General features: G+C 74.2%; 19 protein-coding genes. 6 read left to right on the plus strand and 13 right to left on the minus strand.

Annotated features, from left to right (window positions below):
• Positions 1–106: 106 nt before the first annotated feature.
• The 3 genes from AOM09_RS14530 to AOM09_RS14540 form a co-directional block, all read right to left on the minus strand.
• Positions 107–1,372 carry an alpha/beta hydrolase gene (locus AOM09_RS14530; RefSeq protein WP_228375164.1) on the minus strand — a complete coding sequence of 422 codons (1,266 nt, stop codon included), beginning with the start codon at positions 1,370–1,372 and terminating at the stop codon, positions 107–109.
• 100 nt (positions 1,373–1,472) lie between these two features.
• On the minus strand, positions 1,473–2,198 hold the full coding sequence (locus AOM09_RS14535; protein WP_169747674.1) for an anaerobic ribonucleoside-triphosphate reductase activating protein: 726 nt from the start codon (positions 2,196–2,198) through the stop codon (positions 1,473–1,475).
• A 426-nt stretch (positions 2,199–2,624) separates the two neighbouring features.
• A complete protein-coding gene (locus AOM09_RS14540) occupies positions 2,625–4,148 on the minus strand; it encodes a DUF7059 domain-containing protein (protein ID WP_228375165.1) in 1,524 nt (507 codons plus the stop codon).
• Between the two features lie 61 nt (positions 4,149–4,209).
• Here AOM09_RS14540 and AOM09_RS14545 point away from each other — a divergent pair, with 61 nt between their 5' ends.
• Entirely contained in the window at positions 4,210–4,650 is a 441-nt protein-coding gene (locus AOM09_RS14545; RefSeq protein WP_062390100.1) for a hypothetical protein, read from the plus strand.
• 201 nt (positions 4,651–4,851) lie between these two features.
• On the opposite strand, the gene AOM09_RS14550 is transcribed toward AOM09_RS14545, so the two are convergent.
• The 5 genes from AOM09_RS14550 to AOM09_RS14570 form a co-directional block, all read right to left on the minus strand.
• Complete coding sequence (locus AOM09_RS14550) at positions 4,852–5,379, minus strand: GNAT family N-acetyltransferase (RefSeq protein ID WP_062390103.1); 528 nt, start codon at positions 5,377–5,379, stop codon at positions 4,852–4,854.
• Positions 5,379–6,737 carry a M20/M25/M40 family metallo-hydrolase gene (locus AOM09_RS14555; RefSeq protein ID WP_062390106.1) on the minus strand — a complete coding sequence of 453 codons (1,359 nt, stop codon included), beginning with the start codon at positions 6,735–6,737 and terminating at the stop codon, positions 5,379–5,381. The genes AOM09_RS14550 and AOM09_RS14555 overlap by 1 nt, the downstream gene beginning before the upstream one ends.
• A complete protein-coding gene (locus AOM09_RS14560; protein WP_062390109.1) occupies positions 6,734–8,188 on the minus strand; it encodes an MFS transporter in 1,455 nt (484 codons plus the stop codon). Before AOM09_RS14560 ends, AOM09_RS14555 begins: the two co-directional genes overlap by 4 nt.
• Positions 8,189–8,276: 88 nt before the next feature.
• Positions 8,277–8,702, minus strand: coding sequence for a hypothetical protein (locus AOM09_RS14565; RefSeq protein WP_062390111.1), 426 nt, complete (start codon positions 8,700–8,702; stop codon positions 8,277–8,279).
• A 166-nt stretch (positions 8,703–8,868) separates the two neighbouring features.
• Positions 8,869–11,190: a sodium-translocating pyrophosphatase gene (locus tag AOM09_RS14570; protein ID WP_062390114.1), complete on the minus strand. Its 2,322-nt coding sequence runs from the start codon at positions 11,188–11,190 to the stop codon at positions 8,869–8,871.
• A gap of 157 nt (positions 11,191–11,347) precedes the next feature.
• Here AOM09_RS14570 and AOM09_RS14575 point away from each other — a divergent pair, with 157 nt between their 5' ends.
• Both AOM09_RS14575 and AOM09_RS14580 read left to right on the plus strand, forming a co-directional pair.
• Positions 11,348–11,890 carry a sigma-70 family RNA polymerase sigma factor gene (locus AOM09_RS14575; RefSeq protein ID WP_062390117.1) on the plus strand — a complete coding sequence of 181 codons (543 nt, stop codon included), beginning with the start codon at positions 11,348–11,350 and terminating at the stop codon, positions 11,888–11,890.
• A 1-nt stretch (position 11,891) separates the two neighbouring features.
• Positions 11,892–13,679 carry a hypothetical protein gene (locus AOM09_RS14580; protein ID WP_062390119.1) on the plus strand — a complete coding sequence of 596 codons (1,788 nt, stop codon included), beginning with the start codon at positions 11,892–11,894 and terminating at the stop codon, positions 13,677–13,679.
• A gap of 246 nt (positions 13,680–13,925) precedes the next feature.
• Here the strand turns inward: AOM09_RS14580 and AOM09_RS14585 are convergent, their stop codons facing one another.
• Genes AOM09_RS14585 through AOM09_RS15045 form a run of 3 tightly spaced genes read right to left on the minus strand, consistent with a single transcriptional unit; the run spans position 13,926 to position 14,805 of the window.
• A complete protein-coding gene (locus AOM09_RS14585; protein WP_062390122.1) occupies positions 13,926–14,315 on the minus strand; it encodes a hypothetical protein in 390 nt (129 codons plus the stop codon).
• Positions 14,312–14,647 (minus strand): hypothetical protein, encoded by a 336-nt coding sequence (locus AOM09_RS14590; RefSeq protein WP_062390131.1) that lies wholly within the window; start codon positions 14,645–14,647, stop codon positions 14,312–14,314. Before AOM09_RS14590 ends, AOM09_RS14585 begins: the two co-directional genes overlap by 4 nt.
• Complete coding sequence (locus AOM09_RS15045; protein WP_082099302.1) at positions 14,644–14,805, minus strand: DUF4244 domain-containing protein; 162 nt, start codon at positions 14,803–14,805, stop codon at positions 14,644–14,646. The genes AOM09_RS14590 and AOM09_RS15045 overlap by 4 nt, the downstream gene beginning before the upstream one ends.
• 173 nt (positions 14,806–14,978) lie before the next feature.
• Here AOM09_RS15045 and AOM09_RS14595 point away from each other — a divergent pair, with 173 nt between their 5' ends.
• A complete protein-coding gene (locus AOM09_RS14595) occupies positions 14,979–16,271 on the plus strand; it encodes an ion channel protein (RefSeq protein ID WP_082099304.1) in 1,293 nt (430 codons plus the stop codon).
• Here AOM09_RS14595 and AOM09_RS14600 read toward each other — a convergent pair.
• Both AOM09_RS14600 and AOM09_RS14605 read right to left on the minus strand, forming a co-directional pair.
• Positions 16,268–17,143 (minus strand): type II secretion protein F, encoded by an 876-nt coding sequence (locus AOM09_RS14600; RefSeq protein WP_156162400.1) that lies wholly within the window; start codon positions 17,141–17,143, stop codon positions 16,268–16,270. The genes AOM09_RS14595 and AOM09_RS14600 overlap by 4 nt on opposite strands.
• On the minus strand, positions 17,140–18,135 hold the full coding sequence (locus AOM09_RS14605) for a TadA family conjugal transfer-associated ATPase (RefSeq protein WP_062390135.1): 996 nt from the start codon (positions 18,133–18,135) through the stop codon (positions 17,140–17,142). Before AOM09_RS14605 ends, AOM09_RS14600 begins: the two co-directional genes overlap by 4 nt.
• Before the next feature lie 186 nt (positions 18,136–18,321).
• On the opposite strand from AOM09_RS14605, the gene AOM09_RS14610 reads away from it, so the two are divergent.
• The gene (locus AOM09_RS14610) at positions 18,322–19,119 is read left to right on the plus strand and encodes an HAD family hydrolase (RefSeq protein WP_062390138.1); all 798 of its coding nucleotides are present in this window, start codon (positions 18,322–18,324) and stop codon (positions 19,117–19,119) included.
• Between the two features lie 352 nt (positions 19,120–19,471).
• A complete protein-coding gene (locus AOM09_RS14615; RefSeq protein ID WP_062390140.1) occupies positions 19,472–20,431 on the plus strand; it encodes a hypothetical protein in 960 nt (319 codons plus the stop codon).
• Positions 20,432–20,453 lie beyond the last annotated feature (22 nt).

The raw sequence follows: 20,453 nt of genomic DNA on the forward strand, positions 1-20,453 counted from the left end.
GACCCCGGATGGCTCGGGGCTATAGCGACCGTACGAGGCACGACGCACGCGGACAACGCTGTCCGCGCGGTCCGCACGAGTCCCCTGGGACCTCCCTCAGAAGTCCTCAGGAATGGGACGGATCGGAGAGGAAGTCGTCGATGTGGGCGAGGAATTCCGCCCACGCTGGCTCGACCTCGCCGATGAGGTGGCTCGCGCTGTCCAGCAGCACCAGCTGTGACCGGGGGATGAGCGCAGCCAGCTCGCGCGCCTGCGCGGCCGGGACGCGGGCATCGTCGCGCGAGTGGAGGATCAGGGTCGGGCAGCGCACCTCGGTGGCGAGGTCCTCGACGTCGATCCGCGCGAACTCCTCGAGGAACCGCACCGCGTTCGCGTCCGAGGTGGTCCGCCGCTGGAACCCCGTGAAGTCGTCCCAGTCCTGCTGAGAGCCATGCGGCAGGAACTGCGAGGCGAACACGCGCATGAAGCTCGGGTCCTCGCGACCCCACCCGACGCGCGCGAGGTCGATGTCGAGCGCCGCCGCGGCGCGCTCCGCATCGTCCCTCGCCCGTCGCATGCGCCCCAGCGCGTAGCCGCCCGCCAGGATCAGCGAGGACACGCGCTCGGGGTGCCGTGCCGCGTAGGCGATAGCGACCGCGGCGCCCTGGGAGACGCCGAGCAGCGGGAACCGCTCGAGGCCGGCCGCCTCGACGACCGTCTCGAGGTCGGCGACCCAGTCCTCGAAGGAGAACCCCGGGACGTCCCAGTCGGACATGCCGCAGCCGCGCTCGTCGTAGCGGACCAGGGTCCGGCCCTGGGCGAGCCCGCGGATCCAGTGGGACCACACGGGGCTGTCCCACTCGAGGTCCAGGTGCGTGATCCAGTTCGCGGCCTTCATGAGCACGGGGCCCTCGCCGACGGTCGCGTACGCGATGCGCGCACCGTCGGCCGCGGAGCAGTAGCGGATCGACTGGAGCGCCGCGCTCGGGCGTGCCGTCGCGCGCTGCCCGACCGTCTCGGGGGGCGAGGCGACGCGCGCCGCGAGGGCGACGCCCGCATCGTCCGCGGCGCGGTGGACCACCTCGACGGGGGCCACCAGGCGATAGCCGCGCCCGTGCGCCGTGCGGATCACGCGCTGGTCCGCGCCCGTGTCCCCGACCGCGCGGCGCGCCGTGCGCAGCGCGGTGGTGAGCGCGGCGTCGCTGACGAACTCCGTCTCCCAGACCTGCTCGAGGATCTCCTGCTTGGTCACCACGCGGTCGTGGTGCGAGGTCAGGAGCCGCAGGAGGTCGAAGGCGCGTGGCTCGACCCGGACCGGCTCGCCCGCGCGCGTGAGCTGGAACCGGGCAGGGTCGAGCTCGAAGTCCTCGAAGCGGTACACCCGGTCGGCCACGCGCCCGAGCCTACCGACACGTTTCAGGCCTGGTAAAGAAGGCCGCCCTCGCGCGCGTCCCGCCGGGTGCGCGCACCGGCCGGGCCTGCGACGGCCGGGCTCAGCGGCGCGTGAGGTCCGGCAGGTCCTCGTGCGTGATGACGTCGTAGAGCCCGCGGCCGCGCAGCGCGCGCCGGTACCCGACCGACGCGGTCGCACGGCGCGGCTGCTGGAGCACGGGCGCGTGGAAGCCGCGGTGGATGACCTCGCGCACGGTGGCGAGGATGTTGTCGCGCGTGTGGACGGTGGGGTCGACGGTGAGCAGGATCTCGTACTCGACGCCGGACTCGTGGATGGCCTCGAGCGAGGCCCACGCCTGGAAGCCCGCGGTGTCCGAACCGGTGATGTGCTCGTACATGCCGGGCGTGCCCTTGAGGTCGAACCGCACCCAGTCGACCGTCGGAAGCACCGAGGCGACGCGGCCCGGGTGCGCACCCATGGTGTGCAGGCCGATCTCATAGCCGAGCGAGCGCGCCTCGCGGATCGCCGACACGAGGCCGTCCTGGCGCGTCGGCTCGCCGCCGCCGAACACCACCGCGTCCACCACGTCGCTGTGCGACGACAGCTGCTCGACCACCTGACGCCACGTCACGCGGCCCTGGCCGGTCGGGTCGTGGCTCTCGGGGGTGCCGCAGTACGCGCACAGCCACGGGCAGCCCTGCAACGTGACGGTCGCGGCGATGCGCCCGGGCCACGCATGCGTGCACGAGGAGAGGAAGTCCGCGATCGCGAGCGCGTCCGCGTCCTGCGCGGCGAGGGCGGTGAGGTCGATCTCGGTGGTGGACATGGGGAGGGCCTCCTGAGCCGGCAGGGCCGCGGGATCGCCGCGACGTCCTGCATCGACGTCCTGTGCGAACGCCTTCAGGGTGCGCCGCGCCGGCCGGTCAGGCTCAGGCGACACACCGGTGTGCGGGGATTCGTCGACAAGGGGGCGGTGGGACTCCACCGGCGCCGCCTCGACGTGACCGTCGCCATCCATCCCCGTGTCCGCTGAGCTCGCGTCGAATGCCGAGGTAGCAGCGCTGGCGATGAACGTCGATGTCACTCTGCCAAATTACGTCCTGGGGTGTCCCTACGCCTCGGACCAGGGTCCCAGTTCAGACGAAATCGAGGCCAGGTCGGGACCAAGGTCTGGCAAAGATCGGAAAGGAAGGCACAAGGATGCGTGGCCGCCGAGACGGCCCGTCCGGAAGGTGAGATCCCGGCGCCTCCCTCAGGCGAGGAAGCCGTCCGCCGCCAGCTCGCGGATCGCCGGCACCAGCCCGGCGAGCATCGTCCCCGCGGGCACGTCGAGGAGCGCGGCGAGCGCGTGGGCGATCTGCCCCGCGGTGAGCTCGCCGTCGCACGCCCCGACGAAGCCCGCGAGCGCCGTGTCCATCGACACCGAGCGGCCGAGCCCGGCGCCCTGACGCAGGAGGATGTACTGAGGGTCGGCCTGCAGCACCGGCCCGTAGGACTCGCGGGTGACGTCCGGCGCGGCGGTCCAGGCCGTGTCGAGCAGCGCCTCATCGGACAGCGCGCTCACGCGGTCGTGCGCTGCCAGCGCGGACACGAGGTAGCCGCCGAACGGCTCCTGCAGCGCGCCCTCGTGCTGCTCGAGGCGCCGCAGCATGGGCGTCCCCGACACGGGCCGGCGCAGCAGCACCATGCCGAAGCCCACCGCCCGCACGCCGCGCGCGTCGAAGTCGGCGAGGTATGCCGCGTAGGCGCGCTCGAACGCCGCGCGCCCACGCTCGGGGGTCACGCCCGCGTCGCGCAGCCACGTCTCGGCGTACTCGGCGGCGTCGAGCTCGTCGCGCTCGATCACCCACGCGTCGAGCGGCCGGCCCGCCGAGGCCGACGCCTCGAGCCAGGCCTCGAGCCCTTCGCTCCAGGAGTCGCCGTGGATCTCCCAGTTGCCGAGCATCTGCGCCACGCCGCCCGGCGCGAGCACCGACCCGACGCTGGAGACCAGCGAGGACACGATCCCGTCCCCCTGCTGACCCCCGTCGCGGTACTCGAAGCTGGGCGCGTCCGGCGGCGTGATGACGAACGGCGGGTTCGACACCACCAGATCGAACTCCTCGCCCGCCACCGGCTCGAGCATCGAGCCCTCGCGCAGGTCCCAGCCGGCGGCGGCGTTGAGGGCCTGGTTGAACGCGGCATAGGCGAGCGCGCGGCGCGAGATGTCCGTCGCGACCACCGAGTCGGCGTGGAGCGACGCGTGCAGCGCCTGGATGCCGCAGCCCGTGCCCAGGTCGAGCACGCGGCCCACCGGCGCGCGCATCGTCATCCCCGCGAGCGTGAGCGAGGCGCCGCCGATCCCGAGCACGTGATCGTCGCGCAGCCGCTGCCCGGTGACGGCCTCGCCCTGGTCGGAGGCGACCCACCAGCGCGCCTCGCCGTCGGCGTCGACCGCGCTGTACGGCCGGAGGTCGACGCGCGCGCGGACCTCGCCGCCCGAGGTCTCGACCAGGCCGAGGCGTGTCCCGCCGTCCGCCCCGGTCGCCGGCAGCGCGGCGTCGAGGTCGCGCGTGGACACCGTGTCGCCGAGGAGGAACAGCCGGGTGAGCGTCGCCTGGGCGGTGGACGATGCGCGGGCCGCCATACGCGCCGGCAGCACCTGCTCGCGGCCGAGCGCGCGCGCCGCCCGCTCGCCCACGACGGCTTCGACCGCGTCGACGGTCCACTCGGCAAGGTCGCTGCGAAGCGCGTCGGCGGAGGCGGGATCGGGCAGCGCGGGGACGTCGAGGCTCACGCCATCGAGGCTAGTGCGCGACGTCCTTGACTGCGCACGCAGGGAGGGCGATGCTGACGCCATGCCCTCTACCTGGGGTCTCGCCGTCGAGGCCGACGTCGACGCGCCACGCGAGGTGTTCACCGTCCGCGATGGCGAGCTGATCGACGCGGGCATCCGGTGCACGGTGGGGATGACGAGCCTCGACTGCGTCGAGGCCGCATCCGGCGCGTTCGCGTTCTCGCAGATCGAGGTCGAATGGGCGACCGACCCCGTGCCGGACGGCGCGCTGCTCGATGCGGGTCAGGCCGGGTGGTTCGTGATCGTGGGAGGGACGGCGGAGCCGCTGACGACCGTCGACGGCGCCGCCCTGCCGCTCACCGAGGCGATCGCCGCGGCCGAGGACCCCGGCTACCCGGGGTGGGAGCCCGCGCTGCAGCAATGGGGGCCGTTCGTCGCCGTCGCCGTGCTGCTCACGGCCGCCGCCGGATGGCTCGCCGTACGCAGGCGTCGCGTGCCGTAGCCACCGGGCGACCTCTCACACGCGGGATCGTGAGGTCGTCGTGCCCGATCAGGCCTACGTGCAGGTGATCTGGAGACCCTTGCCCCGGTTCGGCGCCCACGCGTTGCCCGCTCATCACGCCGAGACCTCAAGATCCCCTGCGCGAAGCGTCGGATCCGCCGAGGAACCGCAAGATTCCCTGCGCGAAGCGCGGGCCCTGGCTCAGAGCGCGCGCACCATCTGGAGCTCCGCTCCGATCGCGCTGTCGAACCGATGCCCCGTCTCCGCGAAGCCGAGCCGCGCGTACGCCTTCCGCGCTCGAGGGTTGTCCTCATGCACGTCGAGGTAGAGCCGGTCGAGCCCCTCGTCGCGCGTCCATGCCGCCGCGCGCTCCACCATCGCGCCGAGCAGCCCGCTCCCCCGCACCGCGGGCGCGAGGTACACGCCGACGAGCGTCGCCCGCCTCTCCGCGATCACGGCGCCGAAGTAGTCGGAGGACCCCGCCCCCTGCACCAGCACCGCGACGTTGGCCACGAACGCATCCCCGGCCTCGGCGAGCAGCTGGAGCACCTCGCCGCCGTGCGAGGCCCGCGCGGCGCGCTCGATCCAGAACTCGTCGGGCCGGGCGCGTGCATCGTCGAGGGTCTCGAGGAACGCGACCGGCGCGGCCGGGTCGGCCAACGCCTCCAGGCGCAGGTCGCGCGCCCGCGCCCAGTCCTCGGGGCGGACGCGACGGACGATGGGTGCCATCACCCCAGTCTGGAGGACGTGAGCAGGGCGCGGTAGAAGGCGACCCCGCGGCCGAGCGACTCGATCTCGACCTTCTCGTTCGGACCGTGCACGGCCTCGCGCTGCGGCCTCGACATCCTGAGCGGCGCGAAGCGGTAGGTCGCCCCGGACATCGGCGCGAGGTGGCGCGAGTCCGACGCGGCGAGCATGACGTACGGGATCGCGAGCGCCTCGGGGTAGGACGCCCCGACGGCCTCGAGCATCGCCGCCCACCGCGCATCGTCCCCGCGCGGGGAGACCGGCGACGGCTCCGAGGGGAGCTCGGGCTCGACCGTGACACGAGGATCGCGCACCACCGCGCGCACGTGCGCCACGGCCTCCGCCACGCTCGACCCGACCGCGATGCGGAGGTTGAGGACCGCGGTCGCACGCGTCGCGAGCACGTTGTGCGCGGGGCTGCCCTCGAGCTGGGTGATCGCGACGGTGGTGCGGACCATCGCGGCGAGTTCGGGGCTCAGGCGCGGCATGACGCGCGCGAGCACACCGCGGAGGGACGATGCGCGGCGCAGCAGCGCGCCGAGCGGTCCCTTCACCCGACCGCCGACCAGCTCGAGCATCTCCACGGAGACGTCGTTGACGGCCGCGGGGTGCGGATGCGCCTCGATGCGCGCGAGGGCGTTCGCGAGGATGCCGGGCGCCGACTCGCGCGGCGGGGTCGACGCGTGCCCGCCCAGCCCCTCGACGGTGAGCCGCACGTCGACGATGCCCTTCTCGGAGACGCCGATGACCGCCGCCTCGCCGTCGAATCCGGGGAAGGCGCCCGTGGCGACCGCCCCGCCCTCGTCGAGGACGAGCCACGGGACGATGCCGCGCTCGCCCAGGAGCGCCGCGGCCTCCGTCGCGCACGCGCCGTACGACTCCTCGTCCGCGCCCATGAGGAGGTAGAGGTCGTGCGCCGGGGCCCAGCCCTCGTCCAGGAGGGACTCCACCGCCTCGAGCATCACGACGAGCGCGCCCTTGTCGTCGAGCGCGCCGCGGCCGTGGACCCAGCCGTCGACGATGGCGCCCGCGAACGGCTCGTGCTCCCAGCCCTCGGTCGCCCAGTCCTGCGGCACGGGGACCACGTCCTGATGCGCCATGAGGACCACGGGACGGCCCGCCGCGGCGCCGGGCACCCTCAGCAGCAGGCCGGCGCGGCCGATGCTCTCGACGTCGTGGGAGAACACGCGCGGATAGAAGGTGCGGAGCGCATCGTGCAACGCGGCGAAGCGCGCCGCCGTGGCCTCGTCGTGCGGGCCCGCATCCCGCGGCGTGACCGTGGGGATCCGGATGAGCGCGGCGAGGCGCTCCGCGACCTGATCGGCGGCGGGCACGGTCATCGGGCGCCCGCCGCCTCGGCCTCGAGCGGGTCGACGTTGTGCTGGAACGCGACCTTCGGCACCGCGAAGAGGCACAGCGCCGCGACGATGGCGGTGCCGCCGCAGATCGCCCACACGGTCACGTAGCCGGACAGGGTTCCCGCCGTGCTCTCGCCGCCGGCCCCCGCCGCGACCCCGCTGACGAGCGCGATCGCGAAGGCCGTGGATGCGAACGCGCCGCCGAGCGTCTTGGTGGTGTTGGTGAGCCCGGTCGCCATCGCCGTCTGGTGCGGGGGCGCCGCCGAGGCTGCCGCCGCGGGCAGGGCCGCGACCAACGCACCGGAGCCGAGCCCGGCCACGACCATGCAGGACACGACCGCGGCGGTGCTGCCGTGCAGCGGGATGAGGGCGAGGTAGCCGCCGGCGACCAGGAACGATGCGCCGATGAGCACCGCGCGCGGGCTGAAGCGGGCGCTCAGCCGGGCGAAGAGCAGCGCGCCGACGAGGAGCGACATCACGTAGGCGCCGATGAGGTACGAGGTGGTCGCGCTGGTGAGCCCCAGTCCGTAGCCGACCTCGTCGGGGTCGGTGCGCGCGAAGGTCGACAGCGGTCCCTGCGCGCCCAGCACGCTCACGCCGAACAGCGTCGCCGTGAGGATGACGGGCCACACCGTGGGCTGCTTGAGCAGCGCGATGTCGACGAGCGGCTCGCCGGCGGCGCGCTCGACGCGGACGAACAGCCACATGAGCGCCGCGCCGAGCGCGAGCATCACGGCCACCCACGGCGTGAAGCCGTCGAGACGGATGAGGGACAGCCCGCCGGTCAGGGCGAGCAGGCCCAGGGTCAGCACCACGGTGCCCGTCGTGTCGATCGAGCCGCCGGCCCGCACGCCGGTGTCGGGCACCTTGAGGATCACGACCGCGAGCGCGACGGTCACCATCGCGGCTGGCACGCTGAGGCTCGCCCAGAGGGGAAGCATGCCGCCCAGCTGTCCGGCCGCGAGCGCGCCGAGGATGGCGCCGGCCTGGAGCGCGGCGACGATGATGCCGGCGCCGCGTCGCGTGAGCGCGGCCCCGTCCTCCCGGTCGCGAGCCCGCGAGTGGATGATCGCGACGTTGAGCGGCAGCCACACCACGTAGAAGCCCTGGATGGCCCACGCGAGCACGAACAGCGGGAAGCTCGGCGCGAACGCGAGCGCCCAGCTCGCGACGGCGGTCACCACGAGCGAGCCGATGAGCACCTTGCGGTGGCCGATCATGTCGCCCAGGCGCGCGAGCACCGGCACCACGATCGCGCTCAGCAGCAGCTGCGCCGCCTCGAACCAGTTGACGTCGGCGTCGTGGATCCCGAGGTGCCGCGCGATGTCCGTCAGCAGGGGCGTGTAGTAGCCCTGCAGGACCCCCGACGTGCCCTCGACCACGACGAGCGCGCCGACCACACCCCCTGCCAGCTTCGTGCTCATGCGTGCCATGCCCGCATGGTTCCAGAGCCGTGTGTCGCCAAGGTTGCGGCGCGCCCGGTGCGCCCGGTGCGCCCGGTGCGCCTGGCCGGCGCCGTGCTCAGTCGCGGGACTCCTCGACCGCGACGACGGCACCCGCGCGCTCGAGGTCGGCGGCGACCTCCCGCGCTGCGGCCTCCGACAGTCGCCGACGAACGATGAGCGGCGCGCCTCGGCGCATGGCCTCGCGCACGGTCCGCATCTGCGCCGGGTCGGCGCCCTCCGCGCGCGCGGCGGCGAGGACCAGGTCGGGCGTGTCGCCCCATGCGGCGACAGTCACGGTGAACGGGCCCGCCTCGCGTGCCACGGGTCCATGCGTGCGCGCGAGTCCGAGGAATCGCCGGATGGCGCCCTCGAGGAGCACGGGCGGCAGCACGAGGGCGACGGCGATCACCCAGATCGGAAGCACGGCGGACAGGACGGCGAGCATCGCGGCCCACACCACGATCCCGCCCAGCACGATCGCCCAGCGCGCGCTCCGACCCATGCGGCTCCTCCCTCGAGTCCCGCTCGGCATCATAGGCAGGGCACGGCACCATCTCCGTCGGGATTGCTTGCCATGACAAGTCTGGCGATTGCCATGGCAAGCAATCCCGGCGGAAGGCACACCGTGGACGCTCCCCGAGAGGCGCGCCCACGGCGCCGCGCGTCGCCTACTGGAGCTCGACCGCGCGCTCCTCGCTGCCGTGGTGCTCCTCGGCCTCCGCCGCATCGGCCTCGCTCGCGATGCCGCCGGCGTGCGCGCGGCGCGACGCCATCGCGACCGCCGTCACCGCCACGATGCCCGCGACGCCGGCGATGACCGCGCGCAGCCACGGGTTGGCGTCGTCGCCGTAGGCGAGCATCACCACCGCGGGCGCGATGAGCAGCGCCACCAGGTTCATCACCTTGATGAGCGGGTTGATCGCGGGGCCGGCGGTGTCCTTGAACGGGTCGCCGACGGTGTCGCCGATGACCGTGGCCTCGTGGGCGGAGGAGTTCTTGCCGCCGTGGTGGCCGTCCTCGACGATCTTCTTGGCGTTGTCCCACGAGCCGCCCGCATTCGCGAGGAACACGGCCATCAGCACGCCCGTGCCGATCGCCCCGGCGAGGAACCCGGCGAGCGCGCCCACGCCGAGCGAGAAGCCCACGAAGATCGGCGCCATCGCGGCCAGCAGACCCGGCGTCGCGAGCTCGCGCAGCGAGTCGCGCGTGCAGATATCGACCACGCGGCCGTACTCGGGCCGCTGCGTGTAGTCCATGATCCCGGGCATCTCGCGGAACTGGCGGCGCACCTCGAACACGATCGCGCCCGCCGCGCGCGTCACCGCGTCGATGGCGAGCCCCGAGAACAGGAACACCGTCGCGCCGCCGATGATGACGCCGACGAGCGTGAGCGGATGGATGATCTCGTAGCTGAAGTCGGCCGCGGACGCGGCGGCGTCGGTAAGCGCGTTGGTCACCGCATCCGAGTACGAGCCGAACAGCGCCGTCGCCGCGAGCACCGCCGTCGCGATCGCGATGCCCTTGGTGATCGCCTTGGTCGTGTTGCCCACGGCATCGAGGTCGGTGAGCGTCTTCGCGGCCTCCTCGTCGACCTCGCCCGACATCTCGGCGATGCCCTGCGCGTTGTCGGACACCGGCCCGAAGGTGTCCATCGCGACGATCACCCCGACCGTCGTGAGCAGCCCGCAGCCCGCGAGCGCCACGAGGAACAGCGCGAGCGTGATCGAGCCGCCGGCGACCGCGAACAGCACCACCACCGCGCCCGCGATGACGGTCGCGGTGTACACCGCGGACTCGAGCCCCACGCCGATGCCCGCGAGCACCACGGTCGCGGCGCCGGTCAGCGACGTGCGCGCCACGCGTCGCGTGGGGCGCTGGGCGGTGTCGGTGAAGTAGCCCGTGATCCACAGGATGAGGCCCGCGAGACCGATCCCGACGAACACCGCCACGGTGGCGATGAGGCGCGGGTCGCCTGACTCGTCGGCCACCGAGGCGCCGTCGAGGTCCGCGAAGGACGCCGGCAGGTAGACGAACGCGGCGACCGCCGCGAGCACCGCGCCGACCACGGCGGCGGTGTAGAAGCCACGGTTGATGGCCTTGAGGCCCGGCTCGTCCCCGCGGACCTTGGTGATGGCGACGCCGAGCGCGGCCACCAGCGCACCGATCGCGGTGACGATGAGCGGGAACACCAGCCCCTGCTCGCCGAACGCCGCCTTGCCCAGGATGAGTGCCGCCACCAGCGTCACCGCGTAGGACTCGAACAGGTCCGCCGCCATGCCGGCGCAGTCGCCCACGTTGTCGCCCACGTTGTCCGCGATGGTGGCGGCGTTGCGGGGGTCGTCCTCCGGGATGTGCTTCTCGACCTTGCCCACCAGGTCCGCGCCCACGTCCGCCGCCTTGGTGAAGATGCCGCCGCCCACGCGCATGAACATGGCGAGCAGAGCGGCACCGAAGCCGAAGCCCTCGAGCACGGCCGCCGCATCGTCCCGGTACAGGAACACCACGGCCGCCGCGCCGCCGAGGCCCATGCCGACCACCGACATCCCGACCGCACCTCCGGTGCGGAACGCGATACGCGCGCCCTCGGCGCGCCCGCCCGCGCGGGTCGACGCCGAGGCCACGCGCACGTTGGCGCGCACCGCGAGCCACATGCCCATGTAGCCGATGGTCGCGGAGCAGCCGGCGCCCAGCAGGAAGAACAGCGACCGGCCGATGCGCACGCCCGCGTCGCCGGGCAGGAGGAACAGGAGCGCGAACACGAGCGCGGCGAACAGCGCGAGCGTGCGCAGCTGACGGCTGAGGTAGGCGGAGGCGCCCTCCTGGACGGCTGTCGCGATGTCGTTCATCTTCTCGGTGCCGTCGGGCGCCTTGAGCACCTGGGCCCGCAGCAGCCATGAGGCCAGCAACGAGACGGCGGCGATGATCCCGATCACGACCACGATGGTGAGGCTCCCGGAGGTGACCTCGACGGCGGTGGCGGCTGCGTGCATACGTCCTCCCTGACGTCTCCCTGACGCGACGTCGTTGTCGCGCCCGCGAGGGGTATTCGCCACTCTAGGTGAAGAGGACCCGCCGTGGACGGTGCGCCCCAACGTTTCCGCGGGCGCGCGCGTCGATACTGCGAGGCACGACGAGGTGGGGGACGCGATGAGCGACTGGCGAGACACGATGGCGCAGCTGATGCGCGACCGCGAGCGCGCGCTGCTGGGCTACGCCTACCTCGTGTGCGGCGACGGCCACGTCGCGCAGGACCTGGTCCAGGACGCGCTGGTGCGCACGTTCTCGCATCCCCGCCCGGGCCTCACCACCGCGAAGGCCGAGGCGTACGTGCGCCGGGCCATCACCACCACATACATCGACGGGTACCGGCGCGAGCAGCGCTGGCGGCGCGTCCAGCACCTGTTCCGGCCCGCGACCGAGGCGATCGACCCGCTCGCGGGGGTCGAGGCCGGGGCCGACGTGCTCGAGGCGCTGGCCACGCTCGCGCCGCGGGAGCGGGCCTGCGTGGTCCTGAGGTTCTTCGACGACCTCACGGTGCCGGACATCGCTCACCACCTGGGCCTCGCGCCCGGCTCGGTGAAGCGGTACCTGCACGATGCGTTGGCGCGGCTCGAGCTGCTGCTCGGCCCGCTCGAGGAGCAGGTGGAGGCGACCGAGGTCGCCGCCCACCGACGGAAGGAAGGCGAGTGACATGAGGCTCTCGGATGCGCTGAGGAGCGCTGCGGACCGCGCCCCGCTGGACGGGATCGAGGTCGACACCTCGCGGGCCCGGCGCCGGGCCGCCACCCAGCGCGGGCTGCGCATGGGGGCGAACGGCACGCTCGCCGGCGGCATGGTCGTGGTGCTCGGCTTCGGGATCTCCGGCGCCGTGGGCGCCGCGTCCAGCATGTCGAGCGCGGACGATGCGGCGCGCGAGGAGGCCGCGGTCGCTCAGGACGATGCGGCCGGCGGGTCCGCCGACATGGGCGGCATGGCTCCCGAGGCCGCCGGCGGAGGCGCCGCGTCGTCCGCGCTCGCCTGGGGCGTCTGCGGCGAGGCGCTCCCGGACGTGGGCGGCGACGGCGCCGACCCGGTCGCACGGATCGACGCGAACGTCACCTCGCCCGAGGTGTCGGACGGGGTCATCGGCTTCGAGGCGGGTCTGGCCTCGGGCCTCGACGCGACGTACGAGACGTTCGGGATCTCCGGCGTGGTCCTGTGGGACGGCATCGTCGTCGCGACGGTGCCGGACGCGGCGGACGTGCCCGCGGAGGCGTACGCGGGCCAGCTCATGTCCGACGCGATCGGCATGGAGATGCGGGAGGCGGCGCTGCAGAACTGCTGGGACGGCGCCGCGCTGCCCGCGGGCGACTACACGCTCGTGCTCACACAGGAGCTGTGGAACGTGTCGACGGAGGCCTTCGAGGACGTGCCCGAGCCGGCACCGTCCGACGGCGCGGGCACGGACGATGCGGCGACCGACGGCGACGTGACCGACGGCGACGCCGCGACGTCGGGGATCGCGGCCGACGCCTCGTTCCGCCTGGTGAGCGAGCCGCTGGCGTTCTCCGTCGCCGGGGATGCGGTCGAGGACCCGTTCGGCGCATACCTCGGCACGGTCGACGAGCCGAAGCCGGACCCGCGTCCCGCCGAGCCGAGCACCACCGTCCCCGACGGAGCGCTCGACCCGGCGACCGCGCGCGACCTCTACGCCGCCGGCCTCGTCGGCGCGTGGGACATGGCGCCCGGCACCCAGCGGTGGACCGTGACGGGCGACTCGACGGGGCGGCTCGCGGCCACCTGGTACGGGTGCGGGAGCGACGAGGGCGTGTTCCCGGCGCGCTCGGCGCAGATGGACCTGCTCCGCGTGGACGTCGACGCGCCGGCCTCCATCGACGTGAGCTACGGCTGGGTGGTCGAGAACAATCCCGAGCTGCACGCGTCGCTCGCCAACGTCTCGGAATGGGATCTCGCCCAGTTCTGGGGGATGTCCGAGCTGCGGCTCGTGCTGGTGCGGGACGGCCGCGTGGTCGCCGAGACCTACGCGGTGAACCCCGAGCGCGACGCCTATGCGATCGACGTGGCCACGGCCGCACGCGAGGGCGCTGCCTCGAGCGAGGCGCTCGGCCTGGACGGCATGCTGCCCTCGGGTGGTTCCGCGGCCGGCACCTTCCTGTGGCGCGACGTCAACGGCTGCTGGACCGACACGGGCTCCGCCGACGTCGCCCCCGGCACGTACACCCTGCTCGCGTCCCACTACCTGACGGTGGGCGGCGGCACGGTGACCATGGTGGAGGACTGGACCGAGGGCGGCGTGGTCGACGAGTCGTGGTCCACGGACGGCGGCGGCGATGTCGACCTGGGCGGCGCGACGTCGGGGGTCGCGGGGTCGACCGCGGGCGCCGATGCCGCGATGCCGGTCGCGCCCGACGCGTACGACACGTACGACGCGGTGGACTTCGAGGTCTGGACCTCGCTGGGGACGGTGACCGTGCGCTGAGCGCCCGGAACCCTCGCAGGCGCGCCCGGCCACGCCGGGCGCGCCTGCGAGGTTGCACCTGTGGGAAATGTCACACTTTACGTAGGGAAGGCCCGACACGCCCCACGCTGTTATGGAACCGTGATGGTCTTGCCGTATTGAATCGGCGACGAAGGCGCCACCGTCGGCGCCCATAAGTTTCCTGGCAGCGGCACGATCCCTCAGCCGTCCGGTGCCAGGAATACGTCGGCGGCGGCCCGACCCCCCTCAGCCCGGGCCGCCGCCGACACCCTTCCATCCGGCCCGCGCGCGACCGTCGCCGCCGGCCACCGCGGCCTCGACGGTCACCGGTCCGTCCGCCGCGACCTCGCACCTCGCGAGCGCGCCGCCCGCGACGGTCACGGCTCGCCGCGCCGCCGCGCAGGCCGCCGCAGGGTCGGGCGGCAGGCCCCGCGCCGCGGTCTCGCGCGTGACGGCGGCGCCTGCGAGAGCGCCCGCGTCGGCCGCCGCCTGCGCCTGCGCCGTCGCGGACAGGTGCGCGAGCCCCGCGGCGAGCATCAGCACCGCCACCATCGCGCCCACCGCGATCCCGAGCGCAGCCACGGTGCCGGCTCCCGCATCGTCGGGCGGAGGCGTGCGCGCGGTCGGCGCGCTCACCGTGCCGCGGCCTCGACGGGGACCGCCGCACGCGCCTCGCGCGCCCCCCATGGCCAGCCCAGCTCGGCCTCGACCACGACCTCGACCCAGCCCTCGGAGCGTGCGACGGCGACCTGCACCGGCCGCCCCACCGCACGCGCCGCGGCCGCCTCGCCCGCCCCGTCCCCCTCGATGGCGGCCGTGCGCGCCCCCGCGAGAGCCGCCGCCGGCAGCGCCAGGCCGAGCGCGGCGGCCTGCACCGCCGCGAGCATCCACGCGAGCACGACGACCACGGCCGGCAGCGCGAGCGCGAGCTCGAGAGCCGCCGATCCGCGGTCGCCGCCCCGGCTCATCCGCCGAGCGCCCCACGCAGGATCCCGACCAGCAGGCCGCGCACCTCGTCGGACTTGAGGATGATCACGAGCAGGCCCGCGAAGCCTGCGGCCGCGACCGTCACGAGCGCGTACTCGACCGTGGCCATCCCCTCGTCACCGTTGAGATCCCCTTCCATCACCTCTCCTTTCTCGTGGTCCAGCCAGGCTTCCCTCGCGGGCCGGGCCGTGCATCGTGCGGCCGCGAACCTGCGGAGACGTCGGCCGTCGACGGGACCGGGGACAACGCCTCGCCCTAGAGTGACGAGGGAGGCCCCATCGGGCCCCACGCCGCCGCTCTCCGAGGGGGACCATGTCGGACAACTCCAGCCCCGGTGCAGGGGCGCTCGCGCTCGCCGCGGTGCCCGCCGCGGTGGTGGGCGTCGCATCGGCCCTCATCCTGTTCGGCGTCGACGCGATCGCGGAGGTGCTCCACCACGCGTGGTGGGAGGAGCTGCCGCACCTGCTCGGCGTCGACGGCGAGGCGCGCTGGTGGGCCGCGCTCATCCTCACGGTCACGGGCGCGCTCGTCGGCCTCACCCTGTGGAAGGCACCCGGCCACGGCGGCCACGACACCGCGACCGTCGACCTGGTCTCGCCGCCCCTGCCGCTCCGGGCCCTTCCCGGCGTCGCCATCGCGCTCATCCTGGGGCTCGCGGGCGGCGTGAGCCTCGGCCCCGAGGGGCCCATCATCATGATCGCGACCGGCCTCACCGTGCTCGCGTACCGCCGGTTCCTGCCGAGCGTGCCGGTGCCGGCCGTGCTCATGATCTCCACGGCCGCGATGCTGGGCGCGATGCTCGGCACGCCGGTCGCCTCGGCGCTGGTGCTGACCTCCGTCATGGGCGGGACGCAGGGCGGCCAGCTCTGGGACCGGCTCTTCGCGCCGCTGGTCGCCGCGGGCACGGGCGCCGTCACCTACCACCTGCTCGGCGGCGCCTCGTGGGACATGGGCCTGCCGTCCTACGAGGCCGCGTGGCCGGACCTCCTCACCGCCTCGCTGATCGCGACCGCCGGCGCCGCCGTCGGCGCGCTCGCCGCCTACGCCTTCGCGCCGGCGCACCGCCTCTCGCGCCGGTTGCGCCACCCCCTCGCCTACGCGACCGTGGGCGGCCTGCTGCTCGGCGGCCTCGCGCTCATCGGCGGCCAGATCACCATGTTCAAGGGCGCCGAGCAGACGGCGGAGATCCTTGCCGAGCGCGACGACTACGGCATCGCCGCGCTCGCCCTCATCGTGGTGGTCAAGCTCGCCGCGATCGTCGTGTCCGGGGCCTCGGGCTTTCGCGGCGGACGCATCTTCCCGGCGATGTTCACGGGCGTCGCGTTCGGGTTGCTCGGCCACGCGATCATGCCCAGCGTGCCGCTCACGCTCGCGGTCGCCGCCGGGGTGCTCGGCGTGCTCTTCGCCGTCGGACGAGACGGGTGGATCTCGCTCTTCGGTGCCGTGCTCATCAGCGGCAGCGCGACGGTGCTCCCCGTCCTCTGCATCGCGGTCCTGCCGGTGTGGCTGCTGCTGACCCGGGTGCCCCACATGCTGGTCCACGAGCACGGCGACCCCCAAGAGACGCCGGCCGCCCCGGAGGCGAGCCGCGAGGACGCGCGCTAACCCGCATCCCCCACCGCCCCGCCGACCACCGCAAGCAGCAGGGGCGCCAGGCCCACGAGCATGAAGGCGGGCAGCAGGCACAGCGCGAGCGGCAGCGCGACCCTGACGCCGAGCTCCCCCGCCGCCACCGCGGCGTCCGTGCGTGCGTGGCGCGCAGCCGCGTCCGCGACCGCCTCGAGCGACGCGGTCGGGCTCGCGCCCGCGTCGACCGCGGGCAGGACGGCACGCGCGACCGGTTCCCACATCGTCCCCGCCGGGGGCGGCCGCCCGCCCCGCCCGGGGAGCGCTGCGGCGACCTCCGCGAGCCCGGGCTCTGCCAGCGCCTCGGCGACCGCCTCGAGCGCGCGCCCGACCTCGGCTCCCGCGGCGAGCGCGGCGGCCACGAGGGCGGCGCCCGCGACCACCGCATCGGCCTCTCCCCCGGTGGCCTCCGCCCGCCGGACGATGCGCCGCGTCCACCGCCTCCCGGTCCACGTGAGCGCGCCGCCGAGCGCGAGCAGCACCCAGCCGGCCGGGGTGAGCGCGAGCACGCGCGGCGCGCGGCCATCGACGAGCGCGCCCAGGGCGATCCCGACCGCGGGCAGCCAGCTCAGGACGCGCGCGCTGAGCCGCGGACCCGCGAGCGCGGCGCGACGGAGCGCCTCGGCCTCGCGCGCGTCCGCCGCCGCCCGCGCGATCGCGAGCAGCATCGCGGACAGCGGCGCGCCCGTGCGCGCGGCGAGCCGGTCCGCCGCGGACACCGCGCCGTCCAGCCCCCGCGCCGGGCCGGCGGGGACGTCGACCCCCGCGCGCCGCCACGCCTCGGCGGTCGGCAGTCCCGCGCGGAGGAGGCCCACCACCCGCGGGAGCGACTCGTCCCACCCCTCGCTCACGCCGCGCCCTCCGCGAGCGCCCGCACGCCCGACCACGCCGGGCCGTACCGCGCTCCGCCGGCATCGCGCGTCCACGCGCGGTGCACGCGCAGCTCTCCGTCGTCCGTGCCGAGCCGCGCGACCTCGGCGACGCGCCTGCCCGCCGCGGCGCGCTCGACGTGGACGACCACCGCGAAGGCCGCGGCGGCCTGCGCGACCAGCTGACCGGGACTGAGACCCGCGAGCGCGGCGAGGGTCGCCAGGCGTGCGGGGACATCACCCGCGGAGTTCGCGTGAACCGTGGTGAGGGCGCCGCGATGCCCGGTGTTCGCCGCGGCCAGCACCTCGCGCAGCTCCTCCCCGCGGCACTCGCCGAGGACGATGCGGTCGGGCCGCATGCGCAACGCCTCCCGCACGAGCCGTCCGAGCGGCACCCCGCCGGCGCCCTCGACGTTGGGCCTGCGCTCCAGCAGCCTCACCAGGTGCGGGTGGCCCACGGCGATCTCGCCAGCCTCCTCGATGAGCACGATCCGCTCCCGAGGGTCGGCCAGCGCGAGCAGGGACGCGAGGAGCGTGGTCTTGCCGGCACCGGTGCCGCCGGTCACCAGCACCGGCACGCGTTCGCGCACCCACCCCGCCATGAGCTCCGCGAGCTCGGAGGTGAGCATCCCCGAGGCCACCAGGTCCGCGAGCGAGAACGGCGCCGCGCGGACGCGGCGCAGCGAGATCGCCGTGCATCCGTCGGCGACGGGTGGCAGGACGGCGTGGAGGCGCGTGCCGTCGGCGAGACGGGCGTCGACCGTGGGCTCCGCATCGTCCAGGCGTCGTCCCGCCGCCGCGGCGAGCATCACCGCGAGGCCCCGCACGTCCTCGGTCCCTTCGAGCGGGCACTGCCGGCGCTCGAGGCCTCCGCCCCGATCGATCCATGCCTCCCCGGGCGCGTGGATGAGCACGTCCGTGACGCCGGGCAGGGCGAGCAGCGGCGCGAGGGGCGCGGGCGGTGTCCAGGTCACGGCTCGACGGTCGGGCACACAGCACGCGCATGCCAGCGCCGCAACGGCACCTGGGGACAGCCGGCCAGGGGCGCGGTACCGGGGACATCGCCCCGCGCGGCACCCCGCGGCCACGCCTGCGGCCGCCGCAGCCTCGCCGCGCGCAGGACCGGCGATGCTGTCGGGACCGGCGGCTAGAGTGACGCCATGGAGGCAACCGGGCCCCGCCGCAGCGCGGCGTTCTTCGACCTGGACAAGACCATCATCGCGAGGTCCTCGTCCATGGCTTTCTCGCGCTCGTTCTTCGAGGGCGGCCTCCTCACGCGCACCAAGGCGCTGCGCACGGCCTTCGCGCAGTTCCTGTTCGAGGTGGGCGGCGCGGACGAGCGCCAGACCTCCCGCCTGCGCGACGCGCTCAGCGAGCTGGTCGCCGGATGGGACGTCGCGCACGTCGAGGAGATCGTCGCGGACACCCTCCACGAGCACATCGACCCGATCGTCTACCAGGAGGCGCTCGACCTCATCCACCGCCACCACACGAACGGGCGCGACGTCGTCATCGTCAGCGCGTCCGCGCGGCAGGTGGTCGAGCCGATCGCCAGGCTGCTCGGCGCCGATGCCGTGGTCGCGTCGCGCATGGAGGTCGCGGACGGCCGCTTCACGGGCGAGATCTCGTTCTACGCCTACGGCCCCGCCAAGGAGGAGGCCATCCGGACGCTCGCGCAGGAGCGCGACTACGACCTCGCCACGTCCTACGCGTACTCGGACTCCATCACCGACGCGCCCATGCTCGACGCCGTCGGCCACGGCTTCGCGGTCAACCCCGACCGGACGATGCGCCGCGCGGCGCGGCGCCACGGCTGGGGGATGCTCGTGTTCCGCCGGCCCGTGGGCCTGAGGTCGCATTCCCGCGCTCGTCCGGCCGTGGTGCTGGGCGTGGCGCTCGCGGTCGGGCTGACGATATGGGGTTTGTCACTGAGCGCTCGACGCGCCCGCGAGGCCTGAACGCGATACGGTCCCCTCAGGGATGTCACCGCCGGACGTGAACGTTCACGTCACGCCGGCGGGCGGCGCCGGCACGACGATCGGGGGGTCGCGGATGAACAGGACGTTGATGGCAGGGCTCGTCGGCGTGGTCGGCCTCGCGCTCGGCTTCGGCGCGGGATGGCTCTGGGACAGCGTCGCCGCGGCGACTCCCTGACCGCTCTCCACGGGCCGTTCGAGGCTTGCCCGCATGTGACGAGATCGACGCCTGCGGGCGGGCGAGCCGCATCGGACACACCGCCCAGATGACGTATCCTCGCCACAGCCCCCTCGCGTCGCCGGTGGGCTGAGCCCACCCCTGCCGAGGACATCCATGCGCAAGTTCCTTCTCGCCCTCGCGGCGATCGCGGTCGCGGTCACCTCCGCCGCCGCAGGGTGGTTCGGGGTGAAGGCATGGAAGGCCTCGCAGCAGACCGCGGCGCCCGAGCCCACGGCCATCCCGACCGAGGAGCCCAGCGGCGAGACGGTGAGCCTGACGTTCCGTCTCTCGGACGTCGACGCCTCCGTCGAGGGCCTCTTCGAGACGCCCGCGTGCGGCGAGACCTGGACGCCTCCCTCCGACCAGGCGAACGGCGTGCTGCCCAAGGTCGACGCGTCGCTGCGCCAGGTCGCGGGTGTCGACACGGTGACCGTGGTGCCGGGCTACACCACCGACACCGCGGGGCTCGGCTTCCTCGCCTCGGAGGGCAGCGTCATCGTGACGCGGGACGATGTGGTGGTCACCCCCGGCTGGGGCGCCGAGTTCGTCCCGGAGTACTACGTCGCGACGCCCGGCGAGACCACGCTCACGCAGAACAACGTGGAGTTCACCGGGTCGACGCTGTGCGACGTCGCCGACGAGCTCAACGGCATCTGGGAGGGCTTCGACTGGTCGACCGCGAGCGAGGACGAGATCGCGGCCAAGCAGGCCGAGACCGCCGCCTTCAACGCCGAGCACGAGCAGCTCCCCGCGGGCACCTACCGCGTCTACCAGTGGTCGCCGATCATCCTCGGCGAGCCTGCGGCGATCGCGCGCGTGCTGTCCGAGGAGGGCATCACGGGGCTGGCGGGTCTGCAGTACAACATCGGCTACACCGCGCTGTACGACGATCCGCTGGTCCAGGAGCACTGCACCGACCAGGTCGACACCGACGGCAACCTGCTCTCGCGCAACTGCGACGTCCCCGAGGACGTGCTGGCCCAGGTGCTCGAGCGCGACGTGCCCGTCGAGTACATCGCGGACGTCCCGCCCGCGGTGGCGTTCTCCCTCGCAGCCGAGTTCACCGTCGACTGACCCTGACACCGCCACCCACCCC

The sequence above is a fragment of the Demequina iriomotensis genome (assembly GCF_000971395.1).
GTDB classification, from domain to species: domain Bacteria; phylum Actinomycetota; class Actinomycetes; order Actinomycetales; family Demequinaceae; genus Demequina; species Demequina iriomotensis.

Excerpts from the sequence above, each read along its gene's own strand:
- AOM09_RS14535 (WP_169747674.1), bottom strand. The coding sequence starts at position 2,198 with ATGTCCACCACCGAGATCGACCTCACCGCCCTCGCCGCGCAGGACGCG.
- AOM09_RS14560 (WP_062390109.1), bottom strand. The coding sequence starts at position 8,188 with ATGGCACGCATGAGCACGAAGCTGGCAGGGGGTGTGGTCGGCGCGCTC.
- AOM09_RS14575 (WP_062390117.1), top strand. The coding sequence starts at position 11,348 with ATGAGCGACTGGCGAGACACGATGGCGCAGCTGATGCGCGACCGCGAG.
- AOM09_RS14580 (WP_062390119.1), top strand. The coding sequence starts at position 11,892 with ATGAGGCTCTCGGATGCGCTGAGGAGCGCTGCGGACCGCGCCCCGCTG.
- AOM09_RS14545 (WP_062390100.1), top strand. The coding sequence starts at position 4,210 with ATGCCCTCTACCTGGGGTCTCGCCGTCGAGGCCGACGTCGACGCGCCA.
- AOM09_RS14595 (WP_082099304.1), top strand. The coding sequence starts at position 14,979 with ATGTCGGACAACTCCAGCCCCGGTGCAGGGGCGCTCGCGCTCGCCGCG.
- AOM09_RS14615 (WP_062390140.1), top strand. The coding sequence starts at position 19,472 with ATGCGCAAGTTCCTTCTCGCCCTCGCGGCGATCGCGGTCGCGGTCACC.
- AOM09_RS15045 (WP_082099302.1), bottom strand. The coding sequence starts at position 14,805 with ATGGAAGGGGATCTCAACGGTGACGAGGGGATGGCCACGGTCGAGTAC.
- AOM09_RS14610 (WP_062390138.1), top strand. The coding sequence starts at position 18,322 with ATGGAGGCAACCGGGCCCCGCCGCAGCGCGGCGTTCTTCGACCTGGAC.
- AOM09_RS14570 (WP_062390114.1), bottom strand. The coding sequence starts at position 11,190 with ATGCACGCAGCCGCCACCGCCGTCGAGGTCACCTCCGGGAGCCTCACC.
- AOM09_RS14590 (WP_062390131.1), bottom strand. The coding sequence starts at position 14,647 with ATGAGCCGGGGCGGCGACCGCGGATCGGCGGCTCTCGAGCTCGCGCTC.
- AOM09_RS14555 (WP_062390106.1), bottom strand. The coding sequence starts at position 6,737 with ATGACCGTGCCCGCCGCCGATCAGGTCGCGGAGCGCCTCGCCGCGCTC.
- AOM09_RS14550 (WP_062390103.1), bottom strand. The coding sequence starts at position 5,379 with ATGGCACCCATCGTCCGTCGCGTCCGCCCCGAGGACTGGGCGCGGGCG.
- AOM09_RS14565 (WP_062390111.1), bottom strand. The coding sequence starts at position 8,702 with ATGGGTCGGAGCGCGCGCTGGGCGATCGTGCTGGGCGGGATCGTGGTG.